General features: G+C 59.0%; 21 protein-coding genes. 11 read left to right on the plus strand and 10 right to left on the minus strand.

What is annotated here, in order from left to right:
* A complete protein-coding gene (gene arcA / locus QD357_RS18740; RefSeq protein WP_414124721.1) occupies positions 1 to 1248 on the minus strand; it encodes an arginine deiminase in 1248 nt (415 codons plus the stop codon).
* Positions 1249 to 1273: 25 nt separating this feature from the next.
* Positions 1274 to 2704, minus strand: a complete 1431-nt coding sequence (locus QD357_RS18745; RefSeq protein WP_414124722.1) for a basic amino acid/polyamine antiporter — start codon at positions 2702 to 2704, stop codon at positions 1274 to 1276.
* Positions 2705 to 3013: 309 nt separating this feature from the next.
* On the opposite strand from QD357_RS18745, the gene QD357_RS18750 reads away from it, so the two are divergent.
* From QD357_RS18750 to QD357_RS18760, 3 genes are all read left to right on the plus strand, one after another.
* Complete coding sequence (locus QD357_RS18750; RefSeq protein WP_414124723.1) at positions 3014 to 3505, plus strand: YqhA family protein; 492 nt, start codon at positions 3014 to 3016, stop codon at positions 3503 to 3505.
* A 648-nt stretch (positions 3506 to 4153) separates the two neighbouring features.
* Positions 4154 to 5311 (plus strand): efflux RND transporter periplasmic adaptor subunit, encoded by a 1158-nt coding sequence (locus QD357_RS18755; RefSeq protein WP_414124773.1) that lies wholly within the window; start codon positions 4154 to 4156, stop codon positions 5309 to 5311.
* Positions 5308 to 8466, plus strand: coding sequence for an efflux RND transporter permease subunit (locus QD357_RS18760; protein ID WP_414124724.1), 3159 nt, complete (start codon positions 5308 to 5310; stop codon positions 8464 to 8466). Before QD357_RS18755 ends, QD357_RS18760 begins: the two co-directional genes overlap by 4 nt.
* Before the next feature lie 79 nt (positions 8467 to 8545).
* Here QD357_RS18760 and QD357_RS18765 read toward each other — a convergent pair whose 3' ends face one another.
* The 3 genes from QD357_RS18765 to QD357_RS18775 all read right to left on the minus strand — a co-directional run bounded on the left by QD357_RS18765 (position 8546) and on the right by QD357_RS18775 (position 12248).
* Positions 8546 to 10552, minus strand: a complete 2007-nt coding sequence (locus QD357_RS18765; protein ID WP_414124725.1) for an ABC transporter ATP-binding protein/permease — start codon at positions 10550 to 10552, stop codon at positions 8546 to 8548.
* Positions 10553 to 10692: 140 nt separating this feature from the next.
* The gene (locus QD357_RS18770; RefSeq protein ID WP_414124726.1) at positions 10693 to 11934 is read right to left on the minus strand and encodes an NAD(P)/FAD-dependent oxidoreductase; all 1242 of its coding nucleotides are present in this window, start codon (positions 11932 to 11934) and stop codon (positions 10693 to 10695) included.
* Positions 11931 to 12248, minus strand: coding sequence for a MocE family 2Fe-2S type ferredoxin (locus QD357_RS18775; protein WP_183939176.1), 318 nt, complete (start codon positions 12246 to 12248; stop codon positions 11931 to 11933). Before QD357_RS18775 ends, QD357_RS18770 begins: the two co-directional genes overlap by 4 nt.
* 211 nt (positions 12249 to 12459) lie before the next feature.
* Between QD357_RS18775 and QD357_RS18780 the strand changes: the two genes are divergently transcribed.
* Positions 12460 to 13497: a LacI family DNA-binding transcriptional regulator gene (locus tag QD357_RS18780; protein ID WP_414124727.1), complete on the plus strand. Its 1038-nt coding sequence runs from the start codon at positions 12460 to 12462 to the stop codon at positions 13495 to 13497.
* Positions 13498 to 13616: 119 nt separating this feature from the next.
* Here the strand turns inward: QD357_RS18780 and QD357_RS18785 are convergent, their stop codons facing one another.
* Entirely contained in the window at positions 13617 to 14651 is a 1035-nt protein-coding gene (locus QD357_RS18785) for a sterol desaturase family protein (protein ID WP_183939180.1), read from the minus strand.
* Between the two features lie 209 nt (positions 14652 to 14860).
* Complete coding sequence (locus tag QD357_RS18790) at positions 14861 to 15790, minus strand: sugar ABC transporter substrate-binding protein (RefSeq protein ID WP_414124729.1); 930 nt, start codon at positions 15788 to 15790, stop codon at positions 14861 to 14863.
* A gap of 229 nt (positions 15791 to 16019) precedes the next feature.
* Here QD357_RS18790 and QD357_RS18795 point away from each other — a divergent pair, with 229 nt between their 5' ends.
* Positions 16020 to 16853, plus strand: a complete 834-nt coding sequence (locus QD357_RS18795) for a sugar phosphate isomerase/epimerase family protein (RefSeq protein ID WP_414124730.1) — start codon at positions 16020 to 16022, stop codon at positions 16851 to 16853.
* Between the two features lie 15 nt (positions 16854 to 16868).
* On the opposite strand, the gene QD357_RS18800 is transcribed toward QD357_RS18795, so the two are convergent.
* The 3 genes from QD357_RS18800 to QD357_RS18810 are packed head-to-tail and all read right to left on the minus strand — an operon-like array spanning position 16869 to position 19804.
* Positions 16869 to 17759, minus strand: a complete 891-nt coding sequence (locus QD357_RS18800; RefSeq protein ID WP_414124731.1) for an SMP-30/gluconolactonase/LRE family protein — start codon at positions 17757 to 17759, stop codon at positions 16869 to 16871.
* Between the two features lie 55 nt (positions 17760 to 17814).
* Positions 17815 to 18846, minus strand: a complete 1032-nt coding sequence (locus QD357_RS18805) for an L-idonate 5-dehydrogenase (protein ID WP_414124732.1) — start codon at positions 18844 to 18846, stop codon at positions 17815 to 17817.
* Between the two features lie 10 nt (positions 18847 to 18856).
* Positions 18857 to 19804 (minus strand): 2-hydroxyacid dehydrogenase, encoded by a 948-nt coding sequence (locus tag QD357_RS18810; RefSeq protein WP_183939190.1) that lies wholly within the window; start codon positions 19802 to 19804, stop codon positions 18857 to 18859.
* 100 nt (positions 19805 to 19904) lie between these two features.
* On the opposite strand from QD357_RS18810, the gene QD357_RS18815 reads away from it, so the two are divergent.
* From QD357_RS18815 to QD357_RS18840, 6 genes are all read left to right on the plus strand, one after another.
* Complete coding sequence (locus QD357_RS18815) at positions 19905 to 20663, plus strand: SDR family oxidoreductase (protein WP_414124733.1); 759 nt, start codon at positions 19905 to 19907, stop codon at positions 20661 to 20663.
* The gene (locus QD357_RS18820) at positions 20632 to 21174 is read left to right on the plus strand and encodes a gluconokinase (protein WP_414124734.1); all 543 of its coding nucleotides are present in this window, start codon (positions 20632 to 20634) and stop codon (positions 21172 to 21174) included. Before QD357_RS18815 ends, QD357_RS18820 begins: the two co-directional genes overlap by 32 nt.
* Positions 21171 to 22058 carry an NAD(P)-dependent oxidoreductase gene (locus QD357_RS18825; protein ID WP_183939196.1) on the plus strand — a complete coding sequence of 296 codons (888 nt, stop codon included), beginning with the start codon at positions 21171 to 21173 and terminating at the stop codon, positions 22056 to 22058. Before QD357_RS18820 ends, QD357_RS18825 begins: the two co-directional genes overlap by 4 nt.
* Positions 22055 to 22387 carry a hypothetical protein gene (locus QD357_RS18830; RefSeq protein ID WP_183939198.1) on the plus strand — a complete coding sequence of 111 codons (333 nt, stop codon included), beginning with the start codon at positions 22055 to 22057 and terminating at the stop codon, positions 22385 to 22387. The genes QD357_RS18825 and QD357_RS18830 overlap by 4 nt, the downstream gene beginning before the upstream one ends.
* Before the next feature lie 134 nt (positions 22388 to 22521).
* Positions 22522 to 23532 carry a LacI family DNA-binding transcriptional regulator gene (locus QD357_RS18835; protein ID WP_414124735.1) on the plus strand — a complete coding sequence of 337 codons (1011 nt, stop codon included), beginning with the start codon at positions 22522 to 22524 and terminating at the stop codon, positions 23530 to 23532.
* Positions 23533 to 23833: 301 nt separating this feature from the next.
* Positions 23834 to 24961, plus strand: a complete 1128-nt coding sequence (locus QD357_RS18840) for an acyl-CoA dehydrogenase family protein (protein ID WP_414124736.1) — start codon at positions 23834 to 23836, stop codon at positions 24959 to 24961.
* The last annotated feature ends 49 nt before the right edge of the window (positions 24962 to 25010 follow it).

A 25010-nucleotide genomic window follows, 5' to 3' on the forward strand; every position in this document is an offset into this window, starting at 1 on the left:
TCAGTAGTCCACCGGATCTCGGGTGATCGGGCAGGTCATGCAGTGCCCGCCGCCGCGACCACGCCCAAGTTCTGCCCCTGACATGGTGATGACCTCGATGCCCTGTTTGCGCAAAAGCGTGTTGGCATAGGTGTTGCGATCATAAGCGAAGACCACGCCGGGGGAGGCACATACCAGGTTTGCGCCGCTATCCCATTGCGTTCGCTCACGCATATAGTCGTTGCCGCCGGTTTCCACGACCCTCATTTCCTTCAAGCCCAAGGCGTCGCGAACCGTCTGGACGAAATCGCCGCTGTCCTTGTGCAAATCCACCGTTCCCGGCTTTGAACCCGGCCGATACGAAAAGGCTGTGATTGTGTTGACGATATCAGGATAGATCAGGACACAGTCGCGGTCGGCGAAGGTGAAAACCGTATCGAGATGCATTGCTGCCCTGAGTTTCGGCATCGCCGCCACGATGACCCGCTCGGCCGCCCCCTTCTCGAAAAGGGTTGCAGCCAGTTGGCTGATCGCCTGACGCGATGTCCGCTCGCTCATGCCGATGAGGACCACGCCCTTGCCGATCGGCATCACGTCTCCGCCCTCAAGTGTGGCAAGTCCCCAATCCTTCGTCGGGTCGCCCCACCAGACATTCACCTTGCCGGCAAAGTCCGGATGGAACCGGTAGATCGCGCTCACCAGAAGCGTTTCCTCGTGCCGCGCCGGCCAATAAAGCGGGTTGAGGGTTACGCCGCCATAGATCCAGCAGGTCGTATCGCGGGTGTAGATCGTGTTTGGAAGCGGCGGAAGCAGATATTCCGCAGCGCCTGCGGCTTGCCGAAGCAGCTTTAGCGTCTCGCCGCCGAGAGTCTCGGGAAATTCGTAGGTCGACAGTCCGCCAATCAGCGTCTCCGCCAGTTCTCGATCCTTCAGCTCCTCCAGATAGCTGCGGATCTCTCCGGCAAGCTCCAGGCCGACCTGATTGGGGATGATCTGCTGGTCGAGAATCCATTTCTTGGCTTCGGGAATGGCAACCGTCTGCGCAAGCAGATTGTGCATCTCAACGACTTCGACGCCGCGCTCTCGCAACTTGTTGATAAAATCGAAGTGATCTCTTTTGGCCACGTCCACCCAAAGAACGTCATCGAACAGCAGGCTGTCGCAATTGCTGGGCGTCAGCCGTTGATGCGCTCGACCTGGCGCACATACCATCACTTTGCGCAACTGACCGACTTCGGAATGGACACCAAACTGCTGTGAAGAAGACATGACATCTACCCCTTTCCTGGTAGTTTCACGCGACAATCATGCCTGTTGCCAAACCATAGATGCCGAACGCGCAACCAATGATGGCTATGACGAAGATTGCCATTTCGACCATGTTGAACAGCGGTTCGCCGCGCTCCCGTCGGGCCCAGATGTAGAGGATCGTCCCTGGAGCGTAGAGGATGGCGGAGAGAAGAATGAATTTGAGGCCGCCGGAGATAATCATGAAGATTGTGTAGACCGTTGCGATGCAGGCAAAGACGAGATCGCGCCGGCGCTCTTGCGGGCGCACCTCGTAACTTTCTCCACGTCTTGCGATCAGGAACCCGTAAGCGGCGACCAACAGATAGGGAATAAGCGACATGGAGCTCGTCAGGCTCAACATCAATGCGAAGGCATCCCGTGACCAATAGGTCGAGATGATGAAGAGCTGGACGATGATGTTTGTCAGCCACAGAGCTGCGACGGGAACACGGTTCTTGTTTTCCCTTGCGAATACCCTCGGCATGTCATCGGTCTTGGCGGCGGTGAAGAGCACTTCCGCACAGATCAACTGCCAGGCGAGATAGGCTCCGAGCACCGATACGATCAGTCCCGCACTGACGAAGACCGCACCCCAAGGGCCTACGACTGCCTCTAAAACGGCGGCCATTGAAGGCTGGCGCATGCCGGCAATCTGAGCGCGCGCCAGATTTGCAAATGGCAGAAGCGTCACCAGCACCATCAATCCCGTGACCGCGGCAAAGCCAAGCAACGTCGCCCTTCCGACGTCGGAGCGCTTCTGTGCATAGCGGGAATATACGCTTGCTCCCTCGATGCCTAAGAAAACGAAAACGGTGACAAGCATCGTGGCGCGGACCTGCTCGAGCAGGCTGGTGTCCGGCATCCCCACGCCGCCCCAAAAGTTCTCTCGAAATTGTCCGAGGCGGAAGGAGACGGCGAGAATGATGACGAAGATGACAATCGGCACAATTTTGGCGACCGTGACGACGATGTTGATGAAGGCGGCCTGCTGGACACCGCGCAAGATCATGAAATGAAAGAGCCATATGCCGATCGAGGCAACGACGATGGCGATAACGGTGTTTCCATCTCCGAAGATCGGGAAAAAGGCACCGAGGGTCGATTTGATCAGGACCCAATAGGACACGTTACCGATGCAGGAGCCGATCCAATATCCAAATGCTGAGAGGAAGCCCGGATAGTTCCCGAAACCTGCCTTCGCATAGGCGTAAACACCGGCGTCGAGATCTGGCTTTCGCTCCGCCAAGGCCTGAAAGACCCGGGCGAGCATATACATGCCCGTACCGGCGACGATCCAAGCAATGATTGCCCCGAAAGGCCCTGTTGCAGCCCCGAAGGTTCTTGGTAGCGAGAAGATTCCAGCTCCGATCATGGAGCCAATAACCAAAGCTGTCAGCGAAATAACAGAAAGTTTCTGAGTAGTGCTGTTAGTCATAGGGCCTCCGGTTACACAACGGTTGCCAGGCGATCTAAGCACAATCCAAACTCTACCACTTAAGCGGTAGTTGGACATATTCCTCTCTTTTTTTAAAAGCGCAATCTGAAAATGTGATGGAATACTAAAATAGTTGAGCGTATCAGCATTTCCCGGGAGGATTAATCACTTGGACACGCACCCAAGGCGATTTTTCATTGTAAAGGCTGGTATTTACCCGCAATTGCTGCCCGTGATGGGAATAGAGATGAGACCGCGCAAGTAGCAAAAATTGCCGCTATTGAAGATCGTATTGAACAGGAGGTAGCCATGATCTCGTTGTTCCTGAGCTTTCGATACATCATCGTCCTTGCCTCCGTCGGGGTTCTTGCGGGGGCGTTCCTGATGTTTTGGGAGGGCATGCTGATTTTGCGCAACGCATTTTTATACGTGCGCACGGACCCCGACATGTCGGTGATTGCCGCGGTGTTGAACTCCACGGACAAGTTTCTCTTCGGCATCGTTTTGATGATTTTCGCCTATGCGATCACCTTCGGTTTCGTCATCGACCTATCGCCGGAGATGCGCAAGAAGGTGCCGGCCTGGATKATCCTGAATACGGTCGCCGAGCTCAAAAGCCTCTTTTTTCAGGTGATAATTCTTTACCTGGTGGTGCATTTCGCGACGGTCATGGCGGAGACGGAGGGAATGCCGGATTGGAACGGTCTCGTGCTGCCAGCGGCGATCCTACTTCTCGCCGGCGCTATGAAGCTTGTCGACAGCTCATCCCACGATCATACGAACGGCGAGCATCGTGAATGAAGCAACACGAATACAGTGGATCGGAATCTGCTCCTTGAGATCATGACCGAAGAGAGCCATGCTCGTTTGTTGTTCATGTCGCGCGCCGATAGATTTTATGCGAATTCCAATCCAATCAACCCACAGTATTAATTTCCTTGAAGCTTAATTAGGAAGGCGTATAGTCTCTCCCCGAGACTGCCTCTGCCCGCAGATCCGGCCTCATGTCTTCGAATGCATTATCTCTCTCGCAGTAGTCCTAAATACAGGCCGCAGACGGAGATTTTCATGCTGAACAGACGGTCTCTTTTGCTGGGTTTTTTCGGAGCAGCGGTTGCCGGTTTCGTGGCTGTCAGCCTGCCGGACGATGTAGAGGCGCAAACAACTCCCCGCCATCGGCGCCCTCCGCCGCAACGTCCTCCACCCCAAGATCGTCCGTACCGACGTCCTCCGCCTCCGCCCCCTCTGCGCGAGCCCAGACCACGGGCGCGTCGCGGTTATCGCTGGGAGTCGGGACGATGGGTCTGGAACCACACCCGCAGGCGATATGACTGGTTCCATGGTCGGTGGGTCAGGAGACGTCCCGCCCATCCAAATCAGCGATAGTGATGCTGCACGAGCTCGAGGCGGAGGGCGATGTCCAAGTTTATTTTCTGGCACTGTTCGCAAATGCTGACTCTGGCTTTGGTGTCGGTTGGCCTCTTTGCCGTGGGCGGGGCGGCGTCAGAGGATTTACCCGCTGTCGGAACCATGCGGGTGGAGGTCTCGGACGTTTCGCCGCGACATGAGTTTGTCGGCAGGGTCGAAGCCGTCAATGCCGTCGATATTCGCTCCCGTATCGACGGCTTCCTGGAAAGCCGCTTGTTMGGTGAAGGGGCAATCGTCGATAAGGATCAGGATCTCTTCGTCATAGAACGGAGCAGCTACGAAATTGCCCTCAAGGATGCTCAGGCGGCACTCCTCAGCGCCCAGGCCTCGCTGCTGGACGCTGAACGGCGCTTACAAAGGAACCAATCTTTGAGCCGGCAAACGGTGCCGCAGGCGACACTCGAGGAGAGTGAGACCACGCGCGACACCGCGAGAGCGAACGTGATGTCGGCAGAGGCCAAGGTGAGCCAGGCGGAACTCAACCTGAGCTACACAAGGGTAAAATCGCCGATCGAAGGACGGATTGGCCAGGCAGCCTTTTCCGTTGGCAGTCTTGTCGGGCCCTCGTCCGGCACCTTGGCCCGAGTGGTGCAGATGGATCCCATCCGCGTCGTGTTCTCCCTCAGCGATCGCAGTATTCTCGACTTGCGTGCTGCGGCAGGTGGTGCCAGCAAGGACGAACTCGTCAAGCGGTTCGTTCCGCGGCTGCGGTTGTCAAACAACCAGAGCTATGAGCAAGCGGGCAAGGTCGAGTTCTTCGGCAACGAGATCGATCCGCAGACCGGCACCTTGCCGATCCGCACGCTGTTTGGCAATCCGCAGTCGATGCTTGTGCCCGGGCAGTTCGTCACGGTCATCGTTGGCGATGCTCAACCGAGGCTCCGCCCCGTCGTGCCTTCCGGCGCCATCCAGCAGGACCGGGAGGGCCGCTTCGTCCTTCTCCTGAATGGCCAAAACCGGCTGGATATCAGGCGCATCAAAGTTTCCGACCAGGTCGGCTCCGGCTGGGTCGTCGAAGAGGGGCTGGACGGCGGCGAGACAATCGTCGTCGAGGGCTTGCAGCACGCGTCTCCCGGCGCACTCGTGAAGGCCACGGATGTCAGCGCGTCAGTTGCCGCGGCACAAGCGGCGGTGCCTGCCAGCGCTTCGACCTCACCTTCGGGAACGGCAAAGCCATGAACCTGTCCGCGCCCTTCATCGACCGTCCACGTTTTGCCATGGTGATCGCGGTGGTCATGACCATCACCGGTGCGCTGGCGTTGGCGCAGATTCCGGTCGCGCAGTTTCCCCAGATTACGCCGCCGGAAGTCCAAGTCACCGCAAGCTATCCCGGCGCCAATGCCAATGTCTTGACCGAAAGCGTTGGCGCGCCGATCGAGGATCAGGTCAATGGCGTCGAGGACATGCTCTATATGTCGTCGACGAGCACCAATAACGGCAACTATTCGCTGACCGTGACATTCGCGGTGGGCACGGATCCGGCAATCGCGCAAGTCAACGTGCAAAATCGCGTGGCACTGGCAACCGCGCGGCTACCGGCGGCGGTGACGCAGACCGGGGTTTCCGTGAGAACCCGCTCTTCGAGCATGCTGATGGGCATTGCCCTCTACTCTCCGAAAGGGACGCGAGACGAGATTTTCATCAGCAACTACGCCACCATCAACATTCGCGACGCCATCGCCCGCGTGGCTGGTGTCGGTGAGGCAAGCGTTTTTGGGCCTGCCTACAGCATGCGGATATGGATGAACCCGGACCGCATGCAAGCCTTGGGGGTCACCGCGGCGGACCTTACTGCCGCCATCCAGGCCCAGAATGCCCAGGCATCGGCCGGACAATTGGGATCTGCACCGGCCGTTTCCGGGCAGCAGCTCCAGCTTACGGTCATGGCGCAAGGCCGTCTGGCAAACGAGGCCGAATTCGGAAACATCGTCATCCGCACCAATGCCGATGGCGCAATCGTCCGGCTGCGCGACGTCGCTCGCGTGGAACTCGGAGCACAGTCCTATGACACCGCGTCGACCTTCAACGGACAGCCGAGCGCCACCATCGTCGTCTATCAATCCCCGAATGCGAACGCGCTGGCAGTGTCCAACGCAGTCCTGGCTGAGCTGTCGCGTCTTTCGGGTCAATTTCCCGACGACATCGCCTATACCGTCGTCTTCGACACGACGTCGTTCGTGACCGAGACGATCAGGGAGATCATGATCACCCTGCTGATCACCTTTGCGCTTGTCGTCGCGGTGACCTACATTTTCCTTCAGGACTGGCGTGCGACCGTCATTCCAACATTGACCATCCCTGTGTCGCTGGTGGGCGGATTTGCCGTTCTCTACCTGCTTGGCTATTCGGCAAATACGATCACGCTCTTTGCCATAGTGCTTGCCATCAGCTTGGTCGTGGACGACGCGATCATCGTGGTGGAGAACGCGCAGCGGATCATGAGCGAGGAGCGGCTTGGCATACGCGAGGCCACGCTGCGGACCATGAGCCAGGTAACAGGCCCGATCATCGCCACAACCCTGGTGTTGGCGGCACTGTTCGTCCCCGTCGCATTCCTTGGTGGCATCACCGGCCAGCTTTATCGACAATTCGCGGTCACCATTCTCATCACCATCACCTATTCGACCATCAACGCCTTGACGCTGAGCCCGGCGCTCTGCGTGCTCATGCTGCGCCCACCGGCCTCTCAGCATTCTGGACTGTTCGGACGTTTCAACCGGGGTCTCGAAACCTCTCGCAGCCTATATCTCCGCATGCTTTCCAGGCTTTCCAGAAGGCTGGTCATCGCCGCGATCATCCTCATTGTGATTTTCGGCGGAATCTACGGTGTATTCCGCATCCTGCCGACAGGCTTTGTGCCTGCCGAAGATCAGGGATACCTTTTCGTCAACGTACAGCTTCCCGATGCGGCATCGCTGGAAAGGACGCAGCAGACGCTGGCGAGCGTGACGTCGCTGCTTCAAAAGACGCCGGGTATCGCAAACTCGATCGCCATCTCGGGAAACAGCATGATAGGCGGCGGCGGCTCGAATTTCGGGATGGCAATCTCTGCGCTGAAGCCATGGAGCGAGCGCGGTTCTGCTGAAAGTATCGACAGCATCATGAGCCACCTCAGATCCGAATTCGCGGGTATTTCGGCGGCGTCCGTCGTCGCGTTCAATCCTCCTGCCATTCCGGGTCTGGGAACGACAGGCGGATTTGACATGCGCCTGCAGGCGCGAAACGGACAAAGCCAGCAGGAGCTGGCCGAAGTCATGCGAGCACTTATCGTCAAAGCAAACCAGACACGCGGATTGTCGGGCGTGTTCAGCACCTTCTCCGCCAATGTTCCGCAAATCTTCCTCGATGTCGATCGCAACCGGGCTCAGCTTCTCGGCGTTTCGCCGGCCACGATATTTTCGACCCTGCAATCGCATCTCGGATCATCCTATGTGGATGATTTCAATATATTCTCGCGGGTCTATCAGGTCCGCATCCAGGACGAACCGCAATTTCGCGGCAGGATAGAAGATATTCAAAGGCTGAGAGTTCGCAGCCAAAGCGGCGAGCTCGTGCCCCTTCAAGCCCTGCTGTCCATCTCGACAACATACGGCCCAAGCTCGATCAACCGCTACAATCTGTTTCCCGCCGCCTCCATCAACGGACAGGCGGCAGCAGGAACGAGCACAGGTCAAGCTTTGGCGTCGATGGCCTCTCTTGCCGACCAGAGCCTGCCGCCGGGCTTTGGCTATGAATGGACCGGGCTGGCGCTTCAGGAGCAGCAGGCAGGAAACCAGACAGCCATGATCCTGCTGATGGGCATCGTCTTCACCTATCTTTTTCTTGTCGCCCAATATGAAAGCTGGAGCGTCCCAATCGCGGTGATGCTCTCGGTGTCTGTCGCCGTGCTCGGTGCACTCGGCGCTCTTCTATTCGCCGACATGGACATCAACATCTACGCGCAGATCGGCCTTGTCCTGCTCGTCGGGCTGGCTGCGAAAAACGCGATCCTCATCATCGAATTCGCCAAGGAACGGCGGGAGGAAGGAATGAGCATCACGGAGGCGGCAAGGGTCGGCACGGCGCAGCGCTTCCGCCCGGTCCTGATGACCGCGATGGCGTCTGTCCTTGGCGTCATACCGCTTGTGATTGCGACCGGCGCCGGCGCGGGGAGCCGCCGAGCGATCGGCATGACGGTGTTCGGCGGGCTGCTTGTCGGCACGATCGTAGGACTTCTGATGATCCCGGTCCTTTACGTCCTGATTCAGACGATGCGGGAAGGCATCAAGCGCCGGCTCTTCGGGGTGAAGGTCAAGGTGATTACGAAGGATGAAGGCAAAGGCGTGCACCCTTGAGGGGTGATAGACTTTCAGACGTTTGCTCCATATGCCGGAATTAGCCCAAGTCCTCCCGATCCCCCCCGCCAAGTGAACTTCAATTTTTGTTCTCAGGAAGTGCCGCCTTATTCGGTGTCGTATTGCCCTTCGGCAGGGAGCGCCGATTGTCCACAAAGCGCAAAAGCAAGTTCCGTTTTCTGTGGCCCTGGACAAGATCAATATCACTCACAAGCTTTGCGCCGCCCTCGCGGCGCTCCAGTGTGATCTTGCGGCTATGGAAGGCTTCCAGCTCAGCGCGATGCGCGACGCTTATGATGGTGACTTTCGGCAATTCCTGGATCACCATCTCCATCATCTTGTCCTGGCTCTTTTCATCGAGCGCTGAGGTCGCTTCATCGAGCACGATGATATCGGGATTGTGTAGCAGGAGGCGGGCGAAGGCGAGCCGCTGCTTTTCGCCGCCGGACAACGTCTGGTCCCATGGCGCGTCTTCTTCGATCTTGTCGTTCAGATAGTCGAGCCCGACCTTGTCGAGGGCCGCCTTGATCTCATCCAGCGTCCAGCTATCGGCGGCGCGGGGATAGGCGACTGCACGGCGAAGCGGCCCGGAAGGGATGTAAGGCCGCTGCGGTAACATGAACAGTCGTCTGTCGGCATGGAAATTGACGCTGCCGTCACCCCAAGGCCAGAGACCTGCGATGGCCCGCACCAGCGTGCTCTTTCCCGTACCGGATTCTCCGGCGACCAGCACCCGCTMGCCGGGTTMGATCTCGACCTGGGTTTCCTTGACCACGGCGGTGCCATCGTCCAGCGACACAGAGAGATCGTTGAGGCTGAGCATCGCATTGCTTTCGGTTTCACCGTGCTTGATGCGTCCCAAGGCGTTGCTCTTTTCTGCGCGCTCGAGCCCGTCGAGCGACATCATCAGCGAAGCAATGCGTCGTGCGCAGGCGTTCCAATCGGCGAGACGGGGGTAGTTATCGACAAGCCATCCGAATGCGCTCTGAACGATGGCAAAAGCCGAGGCAGCCTGCATGACCTGTCCGAGCGTCATACTGCCTTCGAGAAATTTGGGAGCGCAAAGCAAGATCGGCACGACTGGCGCAAACAGGCTTGAGCCTTGCGACACAAGCGTGGTGCGCATGTGCTGGTGTGCAAGGAGCGCCCATTGCCGAAGCACATTGGCAAACTTTTTGTCTAGGTCGCTACGCTCCTCCTCTTCGCCGCCGAGCAATGCGATGCTCTCGCCGTTTTCCCGCACATGGGTCAGCGTGTAGCGAAATTCGGCTTCCGTCTGATTTTTGACCTCGGAGACATGGACGAAATGGCGGCCGATGACCGCCATCGAACTGGACGTGATCGCCGCATAGAGCACCGCAGTAATGACGAGGAAGCCGGGAACGGTGAAGGTCAAATCTGCGACCGTCAGAGTGAGGGCCCCGCCGATCGTCCAGAGGACGACGATGAAGGTCGTGGCTGACAGAAATGCGGAAATGACGCCAGCGATGAAATCGACCGGAGATTCCGTAGCAATCCGCAAATCCTCCGAGATTCGCGCTTCGGGGTTCTTGTGGTCGCCGCCGATGAGGTTCAACTGATAATATCGGCCGTTTGCGAGCCAGCGTGCGATGACCCTGGCAGTAAGCCAGGAACGCCAGCGGCGCTGGATCATCATGCGAATGTAGACTTGGATCGTGACAAGGGTCACGCTTCCGAGCACGAGCGGCAGGAATATAGCGCTCAGAAAATAGACGGTGTGGGCATTGCGTTGCTCTATGGCGTCGAAAATTGCGCGGTTCCAGATATTGATTCCGTACTGGAAGCCGACATTGGTGCCGATCAGGATCAACAGCCCGATTGAGCAAGGCCACGCGAGCCCGTCACCGCTACGGCCCCAGTAGCTGCGTGCGCTGATCCAGAAACGCCTGAGCAAATAGCTTTTGCGCGCCTGCTCGGCCTCCTCAGGGGTCAGCTCTGGGTCGGGTTCGACGACATTTGGCGGTGACGCGACCTCGACAGTCGATGCCTTTTCTTGGCGCGACTTCTMGGCACCGTCCCGTTCGGTGCCGTCGACMGATTTCGGATTGAATTTTGCGTCGGTCATAAGCACGACAACGGCTTAAAAATCGAAAGGTTTCATGAGCCGCTGTCGAACTTGGCATTCGAGGGTTTGTCGATGAGGTTGTCGCCTCTGGAACTCACAAGATCTCCCAAAGATATCACCGACGGAATAACAGCAGCCTGCTACGCAGCCCTTGGCAGCAGAGATTTGAGGTACGTGTCAGCGGCCAGTGCCTCAATAGGTGGCATGATCCGCTTTGCGATCAGCATCTCGCTCAACTTCATGTCCTTGGCAATCCTGTTGCCCGGACCGACACCACTGGCTGCCACCAGCCGCTGAGAAAGGTCGAGATGGAAGAGGATAAACGCACCGTCGCTCAAGTCTCTGCGAACCACTGTGTGCCCTTCGTCGACGAGACCGGCGATCTGCAGGGTATGATCGAACTGATCGGACCAAAAATAGGGAACGGCGTCGTAGCTGCGGGCAGCGCCCGCCAAGTTCGCCGCAGCAAGGATGCCTTGATCCTGCGCGTTGCGCCATGCTTCCAGACGAAGCCGGCGGCCGCCATATAGCGGATGGGGAAACGAGCAGCAGTCGCCAGCGGCGTAGATATCTGCCACCGAGGTCTCAAGATGTTCGTTGACCGCAATACCGTTGTCGACCGCGATGCCAGCTTGTGCGGCGAGTTCAGTGAGCGGCTGCGCCCCGATTCCGACGACGAGCACGTCCGCTGTGACCTTGGGTCCGTCCGAAAGCGAGATGCTGACGCATTGTTCGTTGGCGTCGATGTCCCCCACCGCCACGCCGCATTTCACCACGACGTCGTTGCGCCGATGCAGGGAGGTGATTGCGGCGGCAATAGATTCGGGCACTCCGCGTTTAAGGATGCGCTCTTGGCTCTCGATCACCGTGACCCTTGCGCCACGGCTGCGTGCCGATGCGGCGACTTCCAGGCCGATGAAACCGCCACCAAGCACCGCCACATGCATATCGGCGCTGATCCAGGGGCGAAGCGCAAGCGCATCGTTGATCGTCCTGAGATAGAGTATCCGCCGGCTCGCCGGAACATTCGGCAGCCGCCTCGGCACAGCGCCCGTCGTCAACAGCAATTTGTGATAGGGCAACGCTCGGCCACCCGACAACGTCACCTGCTTGCGGTMGGCGTCGATGGCGCTGACCGACGTGCCGCCGATATGCCGGATCATCCGCTCGCTGAGCACAATCTCGCTGAGAACGGCGGGTGCCTGGGGCGTTGTGGCGGCAAGCAGCACCTGCTTGGAAAGCGGCGGCCGCTCGTAGGGGAGGTGAGCCTCATCGCCGATGAGGGTAATGGGATGGGCATAGCCATTTTCCCTCAGGCCCAGAGCCGCGCGTGCGCCGCATTCGCCTGCGCCGACGATGACGATGCCAGCGTCGTCGCTCATGCTGCTATTCCGATCATGATGCGATCACCTTCCAGCTTGACCGGATATGTTCTCAGATTGACGCATACCGGCGCACCACGAGCCTCGCCCGTCTTGTAGCTGAAGCGTCCATTGTGCTTTGGACATTCGATGATGTCATCCATGACAAGCCCGTCGGCTAGGTGGATCTTTTCATGGGTGCAAAGCCCGTCGGTCGCGAAATATTCGTCGTCCGAGCTTCTGTAGATCGCGAAAGTTCGTCCGGCGTGATCAAACCGGACGACGTCTTCCTGCTCGATGTCGTCGGCGGCACACGCTTCGATCCATGTCGTCATTTCCTGCCTCCTCGCTATTGTCCGCCGGCGGCTTGCCGCCATGCACAGTGATGTCGCCTTGCGGGAGGAGCGGCGCACCGGCATTGGCCCAATGGGCGTTGAGCCTTGATCGCGCTCAGCTTTTCCTCCCTGAACACCATCAACCATGCGCGAAATAGCGCTTCACATTCCACGTCGATTATGATCATTTTTCATCAAGGGGAGGAATGGAATGAAGAAAGCCCGCTTGATCGACATTGCGGCCGCCGCAGGCGTCGGCATCGCAACCGTCGAGCGCGTTCTCAACGAGCGAGGAGGCGTCAAGCCCCACACGGCGGAGAAGGTGGTGCTGGCGGCCAAGCGGCTGGGGTACAAGGGGGTGATCCCAAATCTCTACCGTGGAACGATCCGCATCGAGGTTATCCTGGTCAGGCCGGAGTCGCCATTCTTCAGCAGGCTCAATCGCGCCTTTGAACGGATTGCCGCCTCGCTCGACAGCTCCATCACCGTTCACCGAACCTTCGTCGAGGAGAATGATCCCGAGAAGTTTGCCGCGCATATATCCAATAGCGCTATTCGCCGCCATGCCCTGATTGTCGTGGCCCTCGACCATCCGAAAATCAGGGAGAGCCTGGATAAGGCCCGAAAAGCCGGCATCGAGGTCGTCCAGATCGTGTCCTATGCGGAGGGCAGGGACGATGTGTTCGTGGGCATCGACAATTATGCCGCTGGACGAACCGCAGGCTTCTATATGTCGCGAATGCTTCGGCCCACGGCCGGAAGTATCGTCGCGATCTGCCATAGCTGGGCCTATCAAATTCACAAGGAGCGTATTCGCGGCTTTTCTGACTATCTCGCCGCCCACGGCAACCCGGCGCATCAGTTTTCGGAGGTTGTATTTGGCTTCGATGACGATGTGAGATCCGCCGAAGCGCTCACTCAGGCGCTACGCCGCGGGACGGATGTCGCGGGCATCTATAATGCGGGCGGTGCCAACCTCGGCGTTGGATCGGTCCTTCAGCGCTATCAGCGGCAGCAAGAGAGAGAATTCATCTGGATCGCTCATGAGCTCAACGACGAAACGCGCCGCTTCATTGTTTCGGGACTGATGACGCTGGTCCTGGATCAGGCTCCGGAAACTCAGGCGAGACGTGCGCTGGATACTGTTCTTTCGAGGATAGGTGTCATCGACGTGCCAGTCAGCCGCGATCCGGTGCCGTTCCTGACCTATACGGCGGAAAACATCGGGCACTTTTCGCCGCCAGCCTGACGGGCAAGCCGGAGCCTGCGAAGGAGGGCTCGCAGGCTCCGGCATTTCCCGCCTTCGCAGGCCGCAGAGTCGGGGGGAGATAGTTGCACGCCGGGACCATCCCGGACGGACGCCTTGGATCAGCCAGCAGTTCCGGAGCTGCGTGCCTGCTTTTCAGCGTATTTCTTTGCCCGCTCCATGAAACGCCTGTTCATGCGATCCTCGGCCTCTTTCGAGCCGTCATGGAAAGTACCGAACCACTTATCKAGCGGAATGACGCCGTCGGCGTAATTGCACTCGAAAAACTTGTGATGCAGGTAGTGATCGTAGGCGTGGGTATCGATGCTGGTATCGTCGGCAATCACGATCTTGTCGAAACCTGCATGGCCAGGGGCCGGCGCTAGGGCGGCATGGGTCAGGTGGAAGAGGGCATGGATCGGACTGGAGGGCACGATCCAATGAATGAGCACGCCCGAGAAATACAGCAGATGCTCGACGGGATGCATTGCCAGACCGGACCAAGGGCCGGGATTGACATTGTTATGATGCAGCTTGTGAACGGTGTGATAGAGCGGCGGCCAGTGAATGAGGCGATGCACCAGATAGAAGTGCAGGTCGCGGAATGCCGGGACCAATAGCATGATCACAGCGCAATAGACCGGATGTTCGGCAAAATCGACATAGGGAATAATGCCGTTCGCGAAGGCCCATAGGGTCAGCACTTCGAAGGCCGTCCAAAGCGGCACTGCGCTTGCGAATGTCCAAATCACATTGTCGATGGTCTGATTGCCGAAGAGGAATGCGGAATTGCCCTTTGATGGCCACTTGCCGTTATATTTGAAGCTCGTGCCCTGCTTCTTTTGCATGTAAAGCCGCAGATGAAACGCACCGAAGAACAGGAAGACGAGGACGGCATTGCGCACGAGGAGATAGGCGATCCAGCCGGGCTCGAGGGTCTTCATCGTCTCCATCGAGGGGGTCGCATAGAACCACAGCAGCGTTGCGACGACTGCATAGACGGCGTTCCAAGGCATGAGATAGCCCGGATATCCGAAGAACCACTTCAGGAAGGCGACGGGCTGCGCCGGCCAGATGAAGACCGGGGGATATTTGAGGAGCTTGTTAGGCTTCCAGTCTCCTCGCTTGTCGCGCGTGCCGTAGAGCGTGTCGTCCATGTGCGGTGTCCCAGTTAACGGAATTTATGCGATCAGTCTCACCGAGGCCGGCTCGAAACGACAGCACAGTTTTGATGAAAATTGCTCATGGCCAAGGGTGGGGCGTTCGCCGCACCAGATGACAGGGTGAAAAGGGAGGCCGTCGGCCTCCCAATGTGTCAAACCACGATCGCCTATGTTGCTGCTGACAGGAGATCGCAGGATTCCGCTCAGTTGAGATGCTCGAACTGGCTCATGTTTTCGTTGGTCACCAGCTTGAAAGGAATCCAGACTTCCTTGTCGATCTGGTCACCCTTGACCGCCTTCAGGGCAGTATCGACGGCGCCTCGCCCCTGTGCCTTGGCGTCCTGGAACACGGTGACCTTGAGATCGCCGGCCTTCATCGCTTGGAGCGCGTCAGGCGTGGCGTCGATGCCGGCAACGAGCGTCTTGCCGGTCGAGCCGCCAGCACTCTTGAGCGCAGCGATTGCGCCAAGCGCCATCTCGTCATTGTTGGCGATCACGGCATCGAATTTCAGGCCGCTGGTCAGCCAGTTCGAAACAAGATCGGCGCCGTCGACGCGGCTCCAGTTGCCGACCTGTTMGCGAAGAACCTTGATGCCGCCGCACTCGCCGGACTTCAGGACGTCATGAACGTCTTCGGTCCTCTGCCGGGCCGCCTGGCTGGTGAGATCGCCGATCATGATGACGACGTCGCCCTTTCCGCCGAGCATACGACAGACCTCCTTGGTCTGCAGTGTTCCGGATTCGGTTTCGTTCGATCCTACGAAGGCCTGCTGTTTGCCGAGGCTCGATAGATCGGTGGGCTGGATATTGACATAGATCAGCGGAATGCCCGCCTCTTCGGCGATTTTGCTCATCGCCGGCGTGCCGTCCGAATCCACCGGATCGACGATGATGGCCGATACGCCGCCGGCTGCGAAGTTTCGCACCTGATCCAACTGCTTGTTGACGTCGTTGGCGGCATCTTGCACCTGCAGGTCGATGCCCTTGGTCTTGGCATAGTCCTGCATGCCGTTAGCGATCAGGGTTTGGAAATTGGTCGTCAGGTAGCCCATCGAAACGCCAATCCGATCGGCGGCATGGGCTTGTGACGACAGCACGAGCACCAGAGCGGTTGCGCCAAGAAATTTCAGCATGTTCTCCTCCCAGGAAACAACGACCCAGTTGGTCGCCTGAAAAAAGTTAGCGACAGCCCCCGTTAGCGTCTGAGAGTATTTTGATGAAAAAACCTCAGGCCGGGCGGCTCGTCGCGCGCAAACACATCCGTATTGCAATGAAGTGCTGCCATGATCAAAACCCATCACCGGGCCATCTCGCAAAGGCATGGGATTCGTGATCTGTGCAGTCCACTGGTGGGGAGGCACTATGCAGGACATCCTTATATTCCAGTCGCTCTGGGCCATGGAGCGACGCAGCGCTAGACATCCGGAGCTCACCCTCGAAGAGAATTTGGAAAAGATCGCGGCTGCTGGCTTCGACGGCATCAGCACTCATTGGACCGATCGCGACGTTGTGCGCCGTACCGCGGGGCTGCTCAAGCACCATGGTTTGCAGGCGGAAGGGCAATGCTTTCCCAAGACCGTCGACGATCTGAAGCCGGTGCTTGAGATCGCCGCCGAATGCAATGTGCATCACATCTGTCTGCAGCCAGATGTGCGATTGCGGCGCCTGGAGGATTGCCTTCCCTTGCTCGAGGGCTGGCAGCGGTTAAGCGAGGAGGCGGGCATCGATGTCCTCATCGAGACGCACCGCGACCGTATGACGACCGATCTGTTCTTCACGCTCGATTTGCTCGATCGCCTTCCGGATCTGCGGCTGCTGGGCGATGTCTCTCATTTCCTCGTCGGCCGGGAATTCGCCTGGCCGGTATCCGACGAAAATCATGCGCTTATCCACCGGATACTCGACAGCTCCTGGGCTTTCCACGGCCGGGTCGCTTCACGCGAGCAGGTCCAGATCGAAATTTCCTTCCCGCATCACCGGCCCTGGGTCGATCTATTCCTCGGCTGGTGGGAATACGGCTTCAGAAGCTGGCGCAAGCGCGCCGGCGGCGGCAATACCCTCGCTTTCACCTGCGAGCTGGGGCCGAAGCCCTATGCGATCACCGGAAGGGACGGGGAAGACTCCACCGACCGATGGGAAGAATCCTTGCTTCTGATGCAGGAAGCACGCGCCCTATGGGACAAAACGGCCGGCTGAGCCGCAGTATGGTGCTCAAAGCGCTCCGCGCCTGTTGAGCGAAATCGCGTAAACGCTCGTCGTTGCCGTGATGAAGAGCTTGTGTTTGCCGCGTCCGCCGAAGCAGAGATTGGATACCGTTTCGGGAACCAATAGCTTACCCATCAGATGTCCGTCGGGCGCGATGCAATGGACGCCGTCGCCGGCCGAGGACCACAGGTTGCCGTCGCTGTCCAGCCGCATCCCGTCGGCGCAGCCTGGCGAGATTTCGTGAAAGACATCGCCGCCGGTCAGGCGCCAGTTTTCCGCGACGTCGAAAACGCGGATATAGCGCCGATCGTCGGTGTGCATGCGGCCGGTTTCCGCAACATAAAGCTTCTTTTCATCCGGGCTGAACGCCAGCCCGTTCGGGCAATTGAAATCGGTGAGCACGGCTGCAATCGAACCGGAAGGATCGACGCGATAGACGTTGCAAGGCAGTTCCTGCTCGCTTTTGTATCCTTCGTAATCCGTGGCGATGCCGTAGTGCGGGTCGGTGAACCAGATGGCGCCATCGGACGCCACGATGACGTCGTTCGGCGAATTMAGCCGCTTGCCCTCATAGCGGTCGGCGATCATCGTGATCGAGCCGTCAAACTCCGTGCGGGTCACGCTCCGGCTGCCGTGCTCGCAGCTCACGAGACGGCCTTGTCGGTCGCGGGTGTGGCCATTGGCGAAGTTTGACGGTTCGCGAAAGACGCTGGTGCCGACACCTGGTATCCAGCGCATGATGCGATTATTGGGGATGTCGGAAAAGAGAAGGCAATTGAGGTCGCCGAACCAGACAGGGCCCTCAACCCAATCGAAGCCGCTGGCGATCTGTTTGACGGGAGCATTGCCGAGGACGAACTTACCGAAAGCGGGATCCATGATCTCGAAGAACGACATCTTTTATTTTACCTTTCATCAGGCCGTTGTACGGCGCCGCTCCTTAGGTCGTGCCTCAGGAGAAGACGATCTGAGCCTTCATAGCCCGGCTGCGGTCCGAGGCAATCTCGAAAGCGCCGATCGCGTCCGCAAGCGGCACGGAATGGGTGATTAGCGGTCTGACATCGATCAGGCGCTTGCGCATCAACTCGACACCCACGGCAAATTCCTCATGGAAGCGGAATGAGCCACGCAGATCCAGTTCCTTGGCGGTGATGGTCTGCATCGGCAACGTCATGTCGCCCCCGAGACCCAGTTGCACGATGATCCCGCGGGGTCTCAGCGCCGCAATCCCGCTGGCAAGAGCAACGGCCGCCCCMGAGCATTCATAGAGGATGTCGAAAGTGCCCTTGTCGGCCGAATAAGCGGCAAGCGCTTCCGGTTCTTCCTTGCTGTTGATGACCCTGTCCGCGCCGGCCTGCTTGGCAACCGAAAGCGTGAAATCCGATAGGTCGGTCGCAACGATTTCCGCGGCGCCGGCACGACGGGCGGCGAGGATGGACAGGACACCGATCGGTCCGCAGCCGGTGACGAGAACGCGCTTGCCCAGCATCTCGCCGGCGCGCTTCGTGGCGTGCAGGGTCACGGCCAGCGGCTCGGCCATCGCTGCTTCGCCGGTCGTCAGGCCGTCGGCGGGGATGCATTGAATGGCATCGGCAACCAGCGTTTCGCGGAATGCGCCCTGAATATGCGGAAAAGGCATGGCGCTGCCATAGAAGCGCATGTTCAGGCACTGATTGTGCAGGCCCTGCTGGCAATAGCGGCAGGTCCGGCAGGGGCGCGACGGCGAGACGGCGACGAGCTGGCCGACTTCGAGCCCCTGAACGCCGGCGCCGAGGGCCGTAATCGTTGCACTGACCTCATGGCCGAGAATCATCGGCTGCTTCAGGCGCACGGTGCCGAAGCCGCCGTGGTTGTAATAATGTAGGTCGCTGCCGCAGATACCGCCCGTGGCGAGCCGCAGCTTGACCTCACCCGCACCCGGTTCCTCGTCCGGATACTCCTCGATCCGCAGATCCTTGGCGGCGTGAGCGACGATGGCCTTCATGTCTTTCTCCTCAAAGAACGGGGGTGGGCAGCGGCTGGCCGGCAAAATGGGCGGCAAGATTGTCGCGGACGAGCTGGCCCATGGCCTTACGCGTCTCGATCGTGCCCGAGGCGTGGTGTGGCTGCAGAAGCACATTGTCCAGCGCCAGGAAACGCGGATTGAGCTTCGGCTCGCCTTCGAAGACGTCGAGTGCCGCCGTTCCAAGTTTGCCCGTTTCGAGCGCGGCTAGCAACGCTTCCTCATCAATGTTGGAAGCGCGCGATATGTTGATCAGCATACCTTCCGGACCAAGTGCCTCGATGACATCGCGCCCAACGATATGGCGCGTCGCAGCMGAGGCCGCCAGCGTCACGAACAGAAAATCGGATTGCTCTGCCAGTTTCACCGGATCGCTCACGAATTCCATGTCGTTTGCATAGGATTTCGCCTCGACATCGGAGTAGGCGATCTTCATGTCGAAGCCCTTCAGTCGCTTTGCAACTTCGAAGCCGATGCGGCCAAGGCCAAGAACGCCGGCCCGCCGTCCCCAAACACGCCGTTTCAACGGATAAAGGCCCTTGTTGACCCAGCTTCCATCTCGCACCCATGTTTCGGCGCCGAGCATGCCGCGCGATTGGCAGAGCATCATGGCAACACCTAGATCGGCAACGTCGTTGGTCAACACGTCGGGCGTGTTCGTCACGCGAATGCCTCGTTCCCGGCAGGCATTAAGATCGACAGCGTCGAAGCCCACACCGTAGACCGAGATCAGTTCCAGGCTGGGGCAGGCCTCGATCATCGCCCTGTTAGCCCCGAGTTCGCCGCGCGTGGCAATTGCTCTTATGGATGGCCCGACTTCTGCCAGAAACGCAGTTTTATCTGCGGCCTCGAAATACCGGTGAACGCGAAATGCCGCGTCGAGCGGTTCCTGATCCCATTGCGGATAGGGGCCTACCTGCAGGATTGCCGGCTTTTCCATCTTTTCGATTCCTCCCTTGATACTGGCCTTGACACTAGATGTTATCGATAACATAAACAGGGATATCGGCATTTGTCGAGATGAAAAAAGGAGGAAAACGATGTCTCTTGGCCTCTTCGATCTGAAAGGACGGCGCGCGCTTGTGACAGGTTCGTCGCAAGGCATCGGCTTGGCTCTTGCCCAGGGACTGGCGGCAGCGGGCGCCGAGCTGGTGCTCAATGGCCGCGATGTGGAAAAGCTGACGAAAGCCGCGGCTCTGTTTGACGGCAAGGCTCAGATCTTGCCCTTCGACGCAACGGACCACGAGGCTGCTCGTCACGCCGTCGACGATTTCGAAGCCAAAACCGGCGCCATCGACATCTTGGTCAACAATGCGGGCATGCAGTTCCGCACACCCCTGGAAGATTTTCCCGCAGACGCATTCGAGCGGCTTCTTCGAACCAATATATCGAGCGTTTTCAACGTCGGCCAAGCCGTTGCACGCCACATGATCAAGCGTGGCGCCGGCAAGATCATCAATATTGCCAGCGTCCAGACGGCGCTGGCGCGGCCCTCGATCGCACCCTACACGGCAACCAAAGGCGCAGTCGGCAATCTCACCAAAGGCATGGCGACGGATTGGGCGAAATACGGGCTGCAATGCAATGCCATCGCGCCTGGCTACTTCGACACGCCATTGAATGCGGCGCTTGTCGCCGATGCCGAGTTCTCCGCGTGGCTTGAGAAGCGCACGCCGGCTGGGCGCTGGGGACGCGTCGAGGAACTGGTCGGCGCCTGCATCTTCCTTGCTTCCAATGCATCCTCTTTTGTCAACGGACACGTGCTTTATGTCGACGGCGGCATCACAGCTTCACTCTAAGGCGATGCGGCCGCAACGGTTCGTCATCATGGGCGTTTCCGGCTGCGGTAAATCGTCAATCGGCGCAGCGCTCGCCTATCGTTTGTCCGGCACTTACATCGACGGCGACGACCTTCATCCGGCGGCAAACGTCGCCAAGATGAGTGCGGGTGTGCCGCTCACCGACGCGGATCGATGGCCCTGGCTGAACAGCGTCGGCGAGTGTCTTGCGCAAGCAGAGGAAACGGTGCTGATTGGATGTTCAGCGCTGAAGCAGACTTATCGCGACAGGATCCGCGCAGCCGTCGACGGGCCTGTGCGCTTCATTCATCTTGCTGGAAAAAAGGAAGTGATTGCGGCTCGCCTGCAAGCGCGGCAGGGGCATTTCATGCCGGCCGCCTTGCTCGAAAGCCAGTTCGCCGCACTTGAGCCGCCTGGGCTGGATGAGCAGGCAATTACCGTCGATATCGATCAACCGTTTGATATGGTCATAGCGGCTGTTATCGCCGCGTTGGAGGAGGAAGAGCTATGAGCAGCAAAGTTGCGCTGATCGGCGCGGGTGCGATGGGCGGAGCCATCGGTGCGCGACTTGTGGAGACGGGGAATCATCTGACCGTCTTCGATCTCGACAGCGAAAAGGTGGCCGCGCTGACGGCCAAGGGCGCCAGCGCTGCGGCAAGCGCGTCGTTGGCCGCTTCCGTATCGGATTGCGTCATTCTCAGCTTGAACTCGCCGCGGATCGTGCGTGCCGCGGTCTTCGGTCCGGGCGGCGTCGCCGAGGGTGCCAAGCCTGGAACGCTGATCATCGACATGTCCTCTATCGATCCCGATGCGACAAAGGAGCTGGCCGCGGACGCTCGGGAAAAAGGCCTGCGCTGGGTGGATAGCCCGCTCTCCGGCGGTGCGCCAAAGGCCCTGGTCGGCCAATTGACATTAATGGCCGGTGGCCGCGATGAGGACGTCAGGGATGCGCATGAGGTGCTTCGCCACGTCGCCTCGAACTATACCCATATGGGACCTCCTGGTGCAGGCCAGACAACGAAGCTGATCAACCAGGTCCTTTGTGCGCTGAACTTTCTTGCTGTCGCGGAGGCAACCCAACTGGCGCTCGATGCCGGCGTTGATGCCGCCAAGATCCCGCAGGCATTGAAAGGGGGACGCGCTGACAGCGCCATTCTCCAGGAATACATGCCGCGCTACGTCGCCAAGGACTACCGCCGGACAGGCCGCATCGACAACATGGTCAAGGATCTGAACGGTGCGCAAGATCTCGCCCGACGCACCAACACCGCCATGCCGCTGACGGCCGTCTGCGCTGAAATACACCGCATGCTGACGGCAGCCGGCCTCGGCGGCGAGGATCAGGCGGCATTGATGGAATTTTTCAAGGGGCCAAACAAGGAGATCGCCGAATGATTACCCGATACGCACTATTCGAAGGCAAGGTGAAGGACGGCGAGGCAGATGCGTTTCGCAATGCGGTCATTGAGACCATCCTGCCGAAATGGAAGCAATTTCCGGGTGCTTTGGATGTGCGCGTCTCCTTCGCGGAAGCGCGAGACGAAGGCGCGCCGGAATTTCCGATGATTCTCGCCGTCAATTATCCGGACTTGGCCGCAGTCGAAGCCGCGCTCGCAAGCCCGGTTCGCGCCGAAGCCCGTGCGGCGACGGAAGCGGTGCTGTCCCGGTTCTTTGAAGGACGCATCCATCACCACGTCACGGTCGCTCACGAATTCGCGCTCTGAACTCATTATGCGCCGACAATACTGCGTGCGGAGCCGGGAGGCTCCGCATTTTCATTTGAGGATGGCGAAGGGTTTCTCTTGCCATTCGAAGTAAAGGCATATTACTCTCATGGTAACGATAACACTGGACATAGATGAGTAAAAATCGCAAACCACCGACCATGGCAGACGTTGCCCGCGTGACGGGGGTTTCCCCGATGACGGTGTCGCGTGCGTTCAAGGCGGACAGTCTCGTCAGCAAGGAGAGAAGAGAGGCCATCCTCCAGGCTGCCGAGGATCTGGGTTACGTTTTCGACAGTACGGCCTCCAACCTGCGCTCGCAGAAGTCCGGTTTCGTCGCGGTTACGATTCCTTCGATCAACAACGCCAATTTCGCCGACACGGTCGGTGGCCTGTCGGATACGCTTGCTGCTCGCGATATGCAGATCCTCTTGGGCTACACCAACTACAACATGCAGGAAGAGGAGCGGCTCATTKAGCAGCTCTTGCGCCGCAAGCCGCAGGCCATCGTCGTCACCGGCGGCAGGCATACGGAACGCGGGCGGCGTTTGTTGGAGACGGTCAATATCCCGGTGATCGAGACGTGGGATATCCCCGCCGAGCCGATCGACCACTATGTMGGATTTTCCAACGCCAACGCGGTTCGCGAGATGGTGGATCACTTCGTCCGCGCCGGCTATCGCCGCATCGCCTTCATCGGCGGCGATGTCGGGCGCGATACGCGCGGTAGCGAGCGGCGAATTGGCTTTGCCGCCGCAATGCAAGTGCATGGGCTCGATGCATCGCGCCTGATCGCCGCCGGATTGCCGCCCATTTCGATGCGGGAAGGGGCGAATGCGATGGCAAAGCTAATCGATATCTATCCGGATACCGAAGCCGTCGTTTGCGTATCAGACCTTGCGGCTTACGGCGCGCTGACAGAGTGTCGTCGTTTGGGCGTTCCTGTACCGGAGCGTTTTGCCATCGGCGGATTCGGCAACTACGAGATCGGCGAAGTCTGCGTACCCACATTGACCACGATCAATGCTTTCGCGCGCGAAATCGGCGAAAAGACCGCACGATTGATCCTCGATATCCTTGACGGCAAGCAGGGCGTCGATGTCAAGATCTCGCCGGAACTGATCGTGCGCGACAGCAGCCGATAAATTCTCGCTGATAGGCTCGCCGAAAAAGAGCAACGCCTGACGGTATTGCGGAACCGTTGAATTGCACGCAATCGATTGCGGTCCCAATCCGTTTGGGGAGGAACTGCTCCTCCCGCCGGGAGATTCCGGAACTCTTGGCAATCCACGTGGGCCACCAAAGTCAACGAAATGTTCGCCTCGGTCGTCGTTGCGGGGGCATGGAAAGCATAACGAAAGCGCCCTATTTCCTTGATAAGACCCGTGGCGGCTACAGAGGCGACCGCTGTCACAACCAAGCAGCGCKAGCGGAAAGGGAGGCCAGATGATCTTTTCCGAACTCCAGCAGCAGATACGTGATCTGGCCCGCGACTTTGCCCGCGAGCGCCTGGCGCCAGGCGCAGCCAAGCGAGATCGGGAGCATCTCTTCCCGCGCGAAGAACTAAAGGAAATGGGCGAACTGGGTTTGCTCGGCATGCTGGTACCGGAAGCGTATGGCGGGTCGGATGCGGGTGTCGTCGCCTATGCCATGGCACTTGAGGAGATTGCCGCAGGTGACGGATCGTGCTCAACGATCATGAGCGTGCATAGCTCGGTCGGCTGCGTGCCGATCCTGAAATTCGGCACCGAGGAGCAGCGGCAGCGTTTCCTGCCGAAACTGGCKAGCGGCGAATGGATCGGCGGCTTTGCGCTCACCGAGCAGCAGGCTGGCTCTGATGCCTCGAACCTTAAGACTTGGGCAAGGCGGGATGGCAATCACTATGTACTTGATGGGACAAAGCAATTCATCACCTCGGGCAAGAACGGCCATGTCATCATCGTCTTTGCCGTCACCGACCCTGACGCCGGCAAAAAGGGCATCACCGCCTTCATCGTCCCGACGGACATCGCAGGCTATGAGGTGATCCGCGTAGAGGAAAAGTTAGGGCTGCATTCTTCCGACACCTGCCAGATCGCCTTCAATGGCATGCGCGTTCCGATCGAGTTGAGGCTCGGTTCAGAAGGCGAAGGCTACCGCATAGCACTCGCCAATCTCGAAGGCGGTCGGATCGGCATTGCGGCTCAGGCAGTCGGCATGGCGCGGGCGGCCTTTGAGGCGGCGCGCGATTATGCTCGCGAGCGCACGGCCTTCGGTAAGGCGATCATCGAGCACCAGGCTGTCGCATTCCGCCTTGCCGACATGGCGGTGAGGATCGAGGCGGCCCGGCAACTCGTTTTTCACGCTGCCGCCTTAAGCGAAGCCGGGCTTCCCTGCCTGTCGGAAACCTCGATGGCGAAGCTCTTTGCCTCGGAAATGGCGGAGCGGGTCTGTTCCGACGCCATCCAGATACATGGCGGCTATGGTTACATGGCCGATTACCCGGTCGAGCGCATCTATCGCGATGTACGCATCTGTCAGATCTATGAAGGAACGAGCGACGTGCAACGCATGGTGATCGCCCGCAATTTGTGAGAACCACATGCGGCCCATGCTTCTGGAGGAGAGGAGCAAGGCCGCCGCA

The organism is Rhizobium sp. BR 317 (genome assembly GCF_047445835.1).
GTDB lineage: Bacteria > Pseudomonadota > Alphaproteobacteria > Rhizobiales > Rhizobiaceae > Rhizobium > Rhizobium paranaense.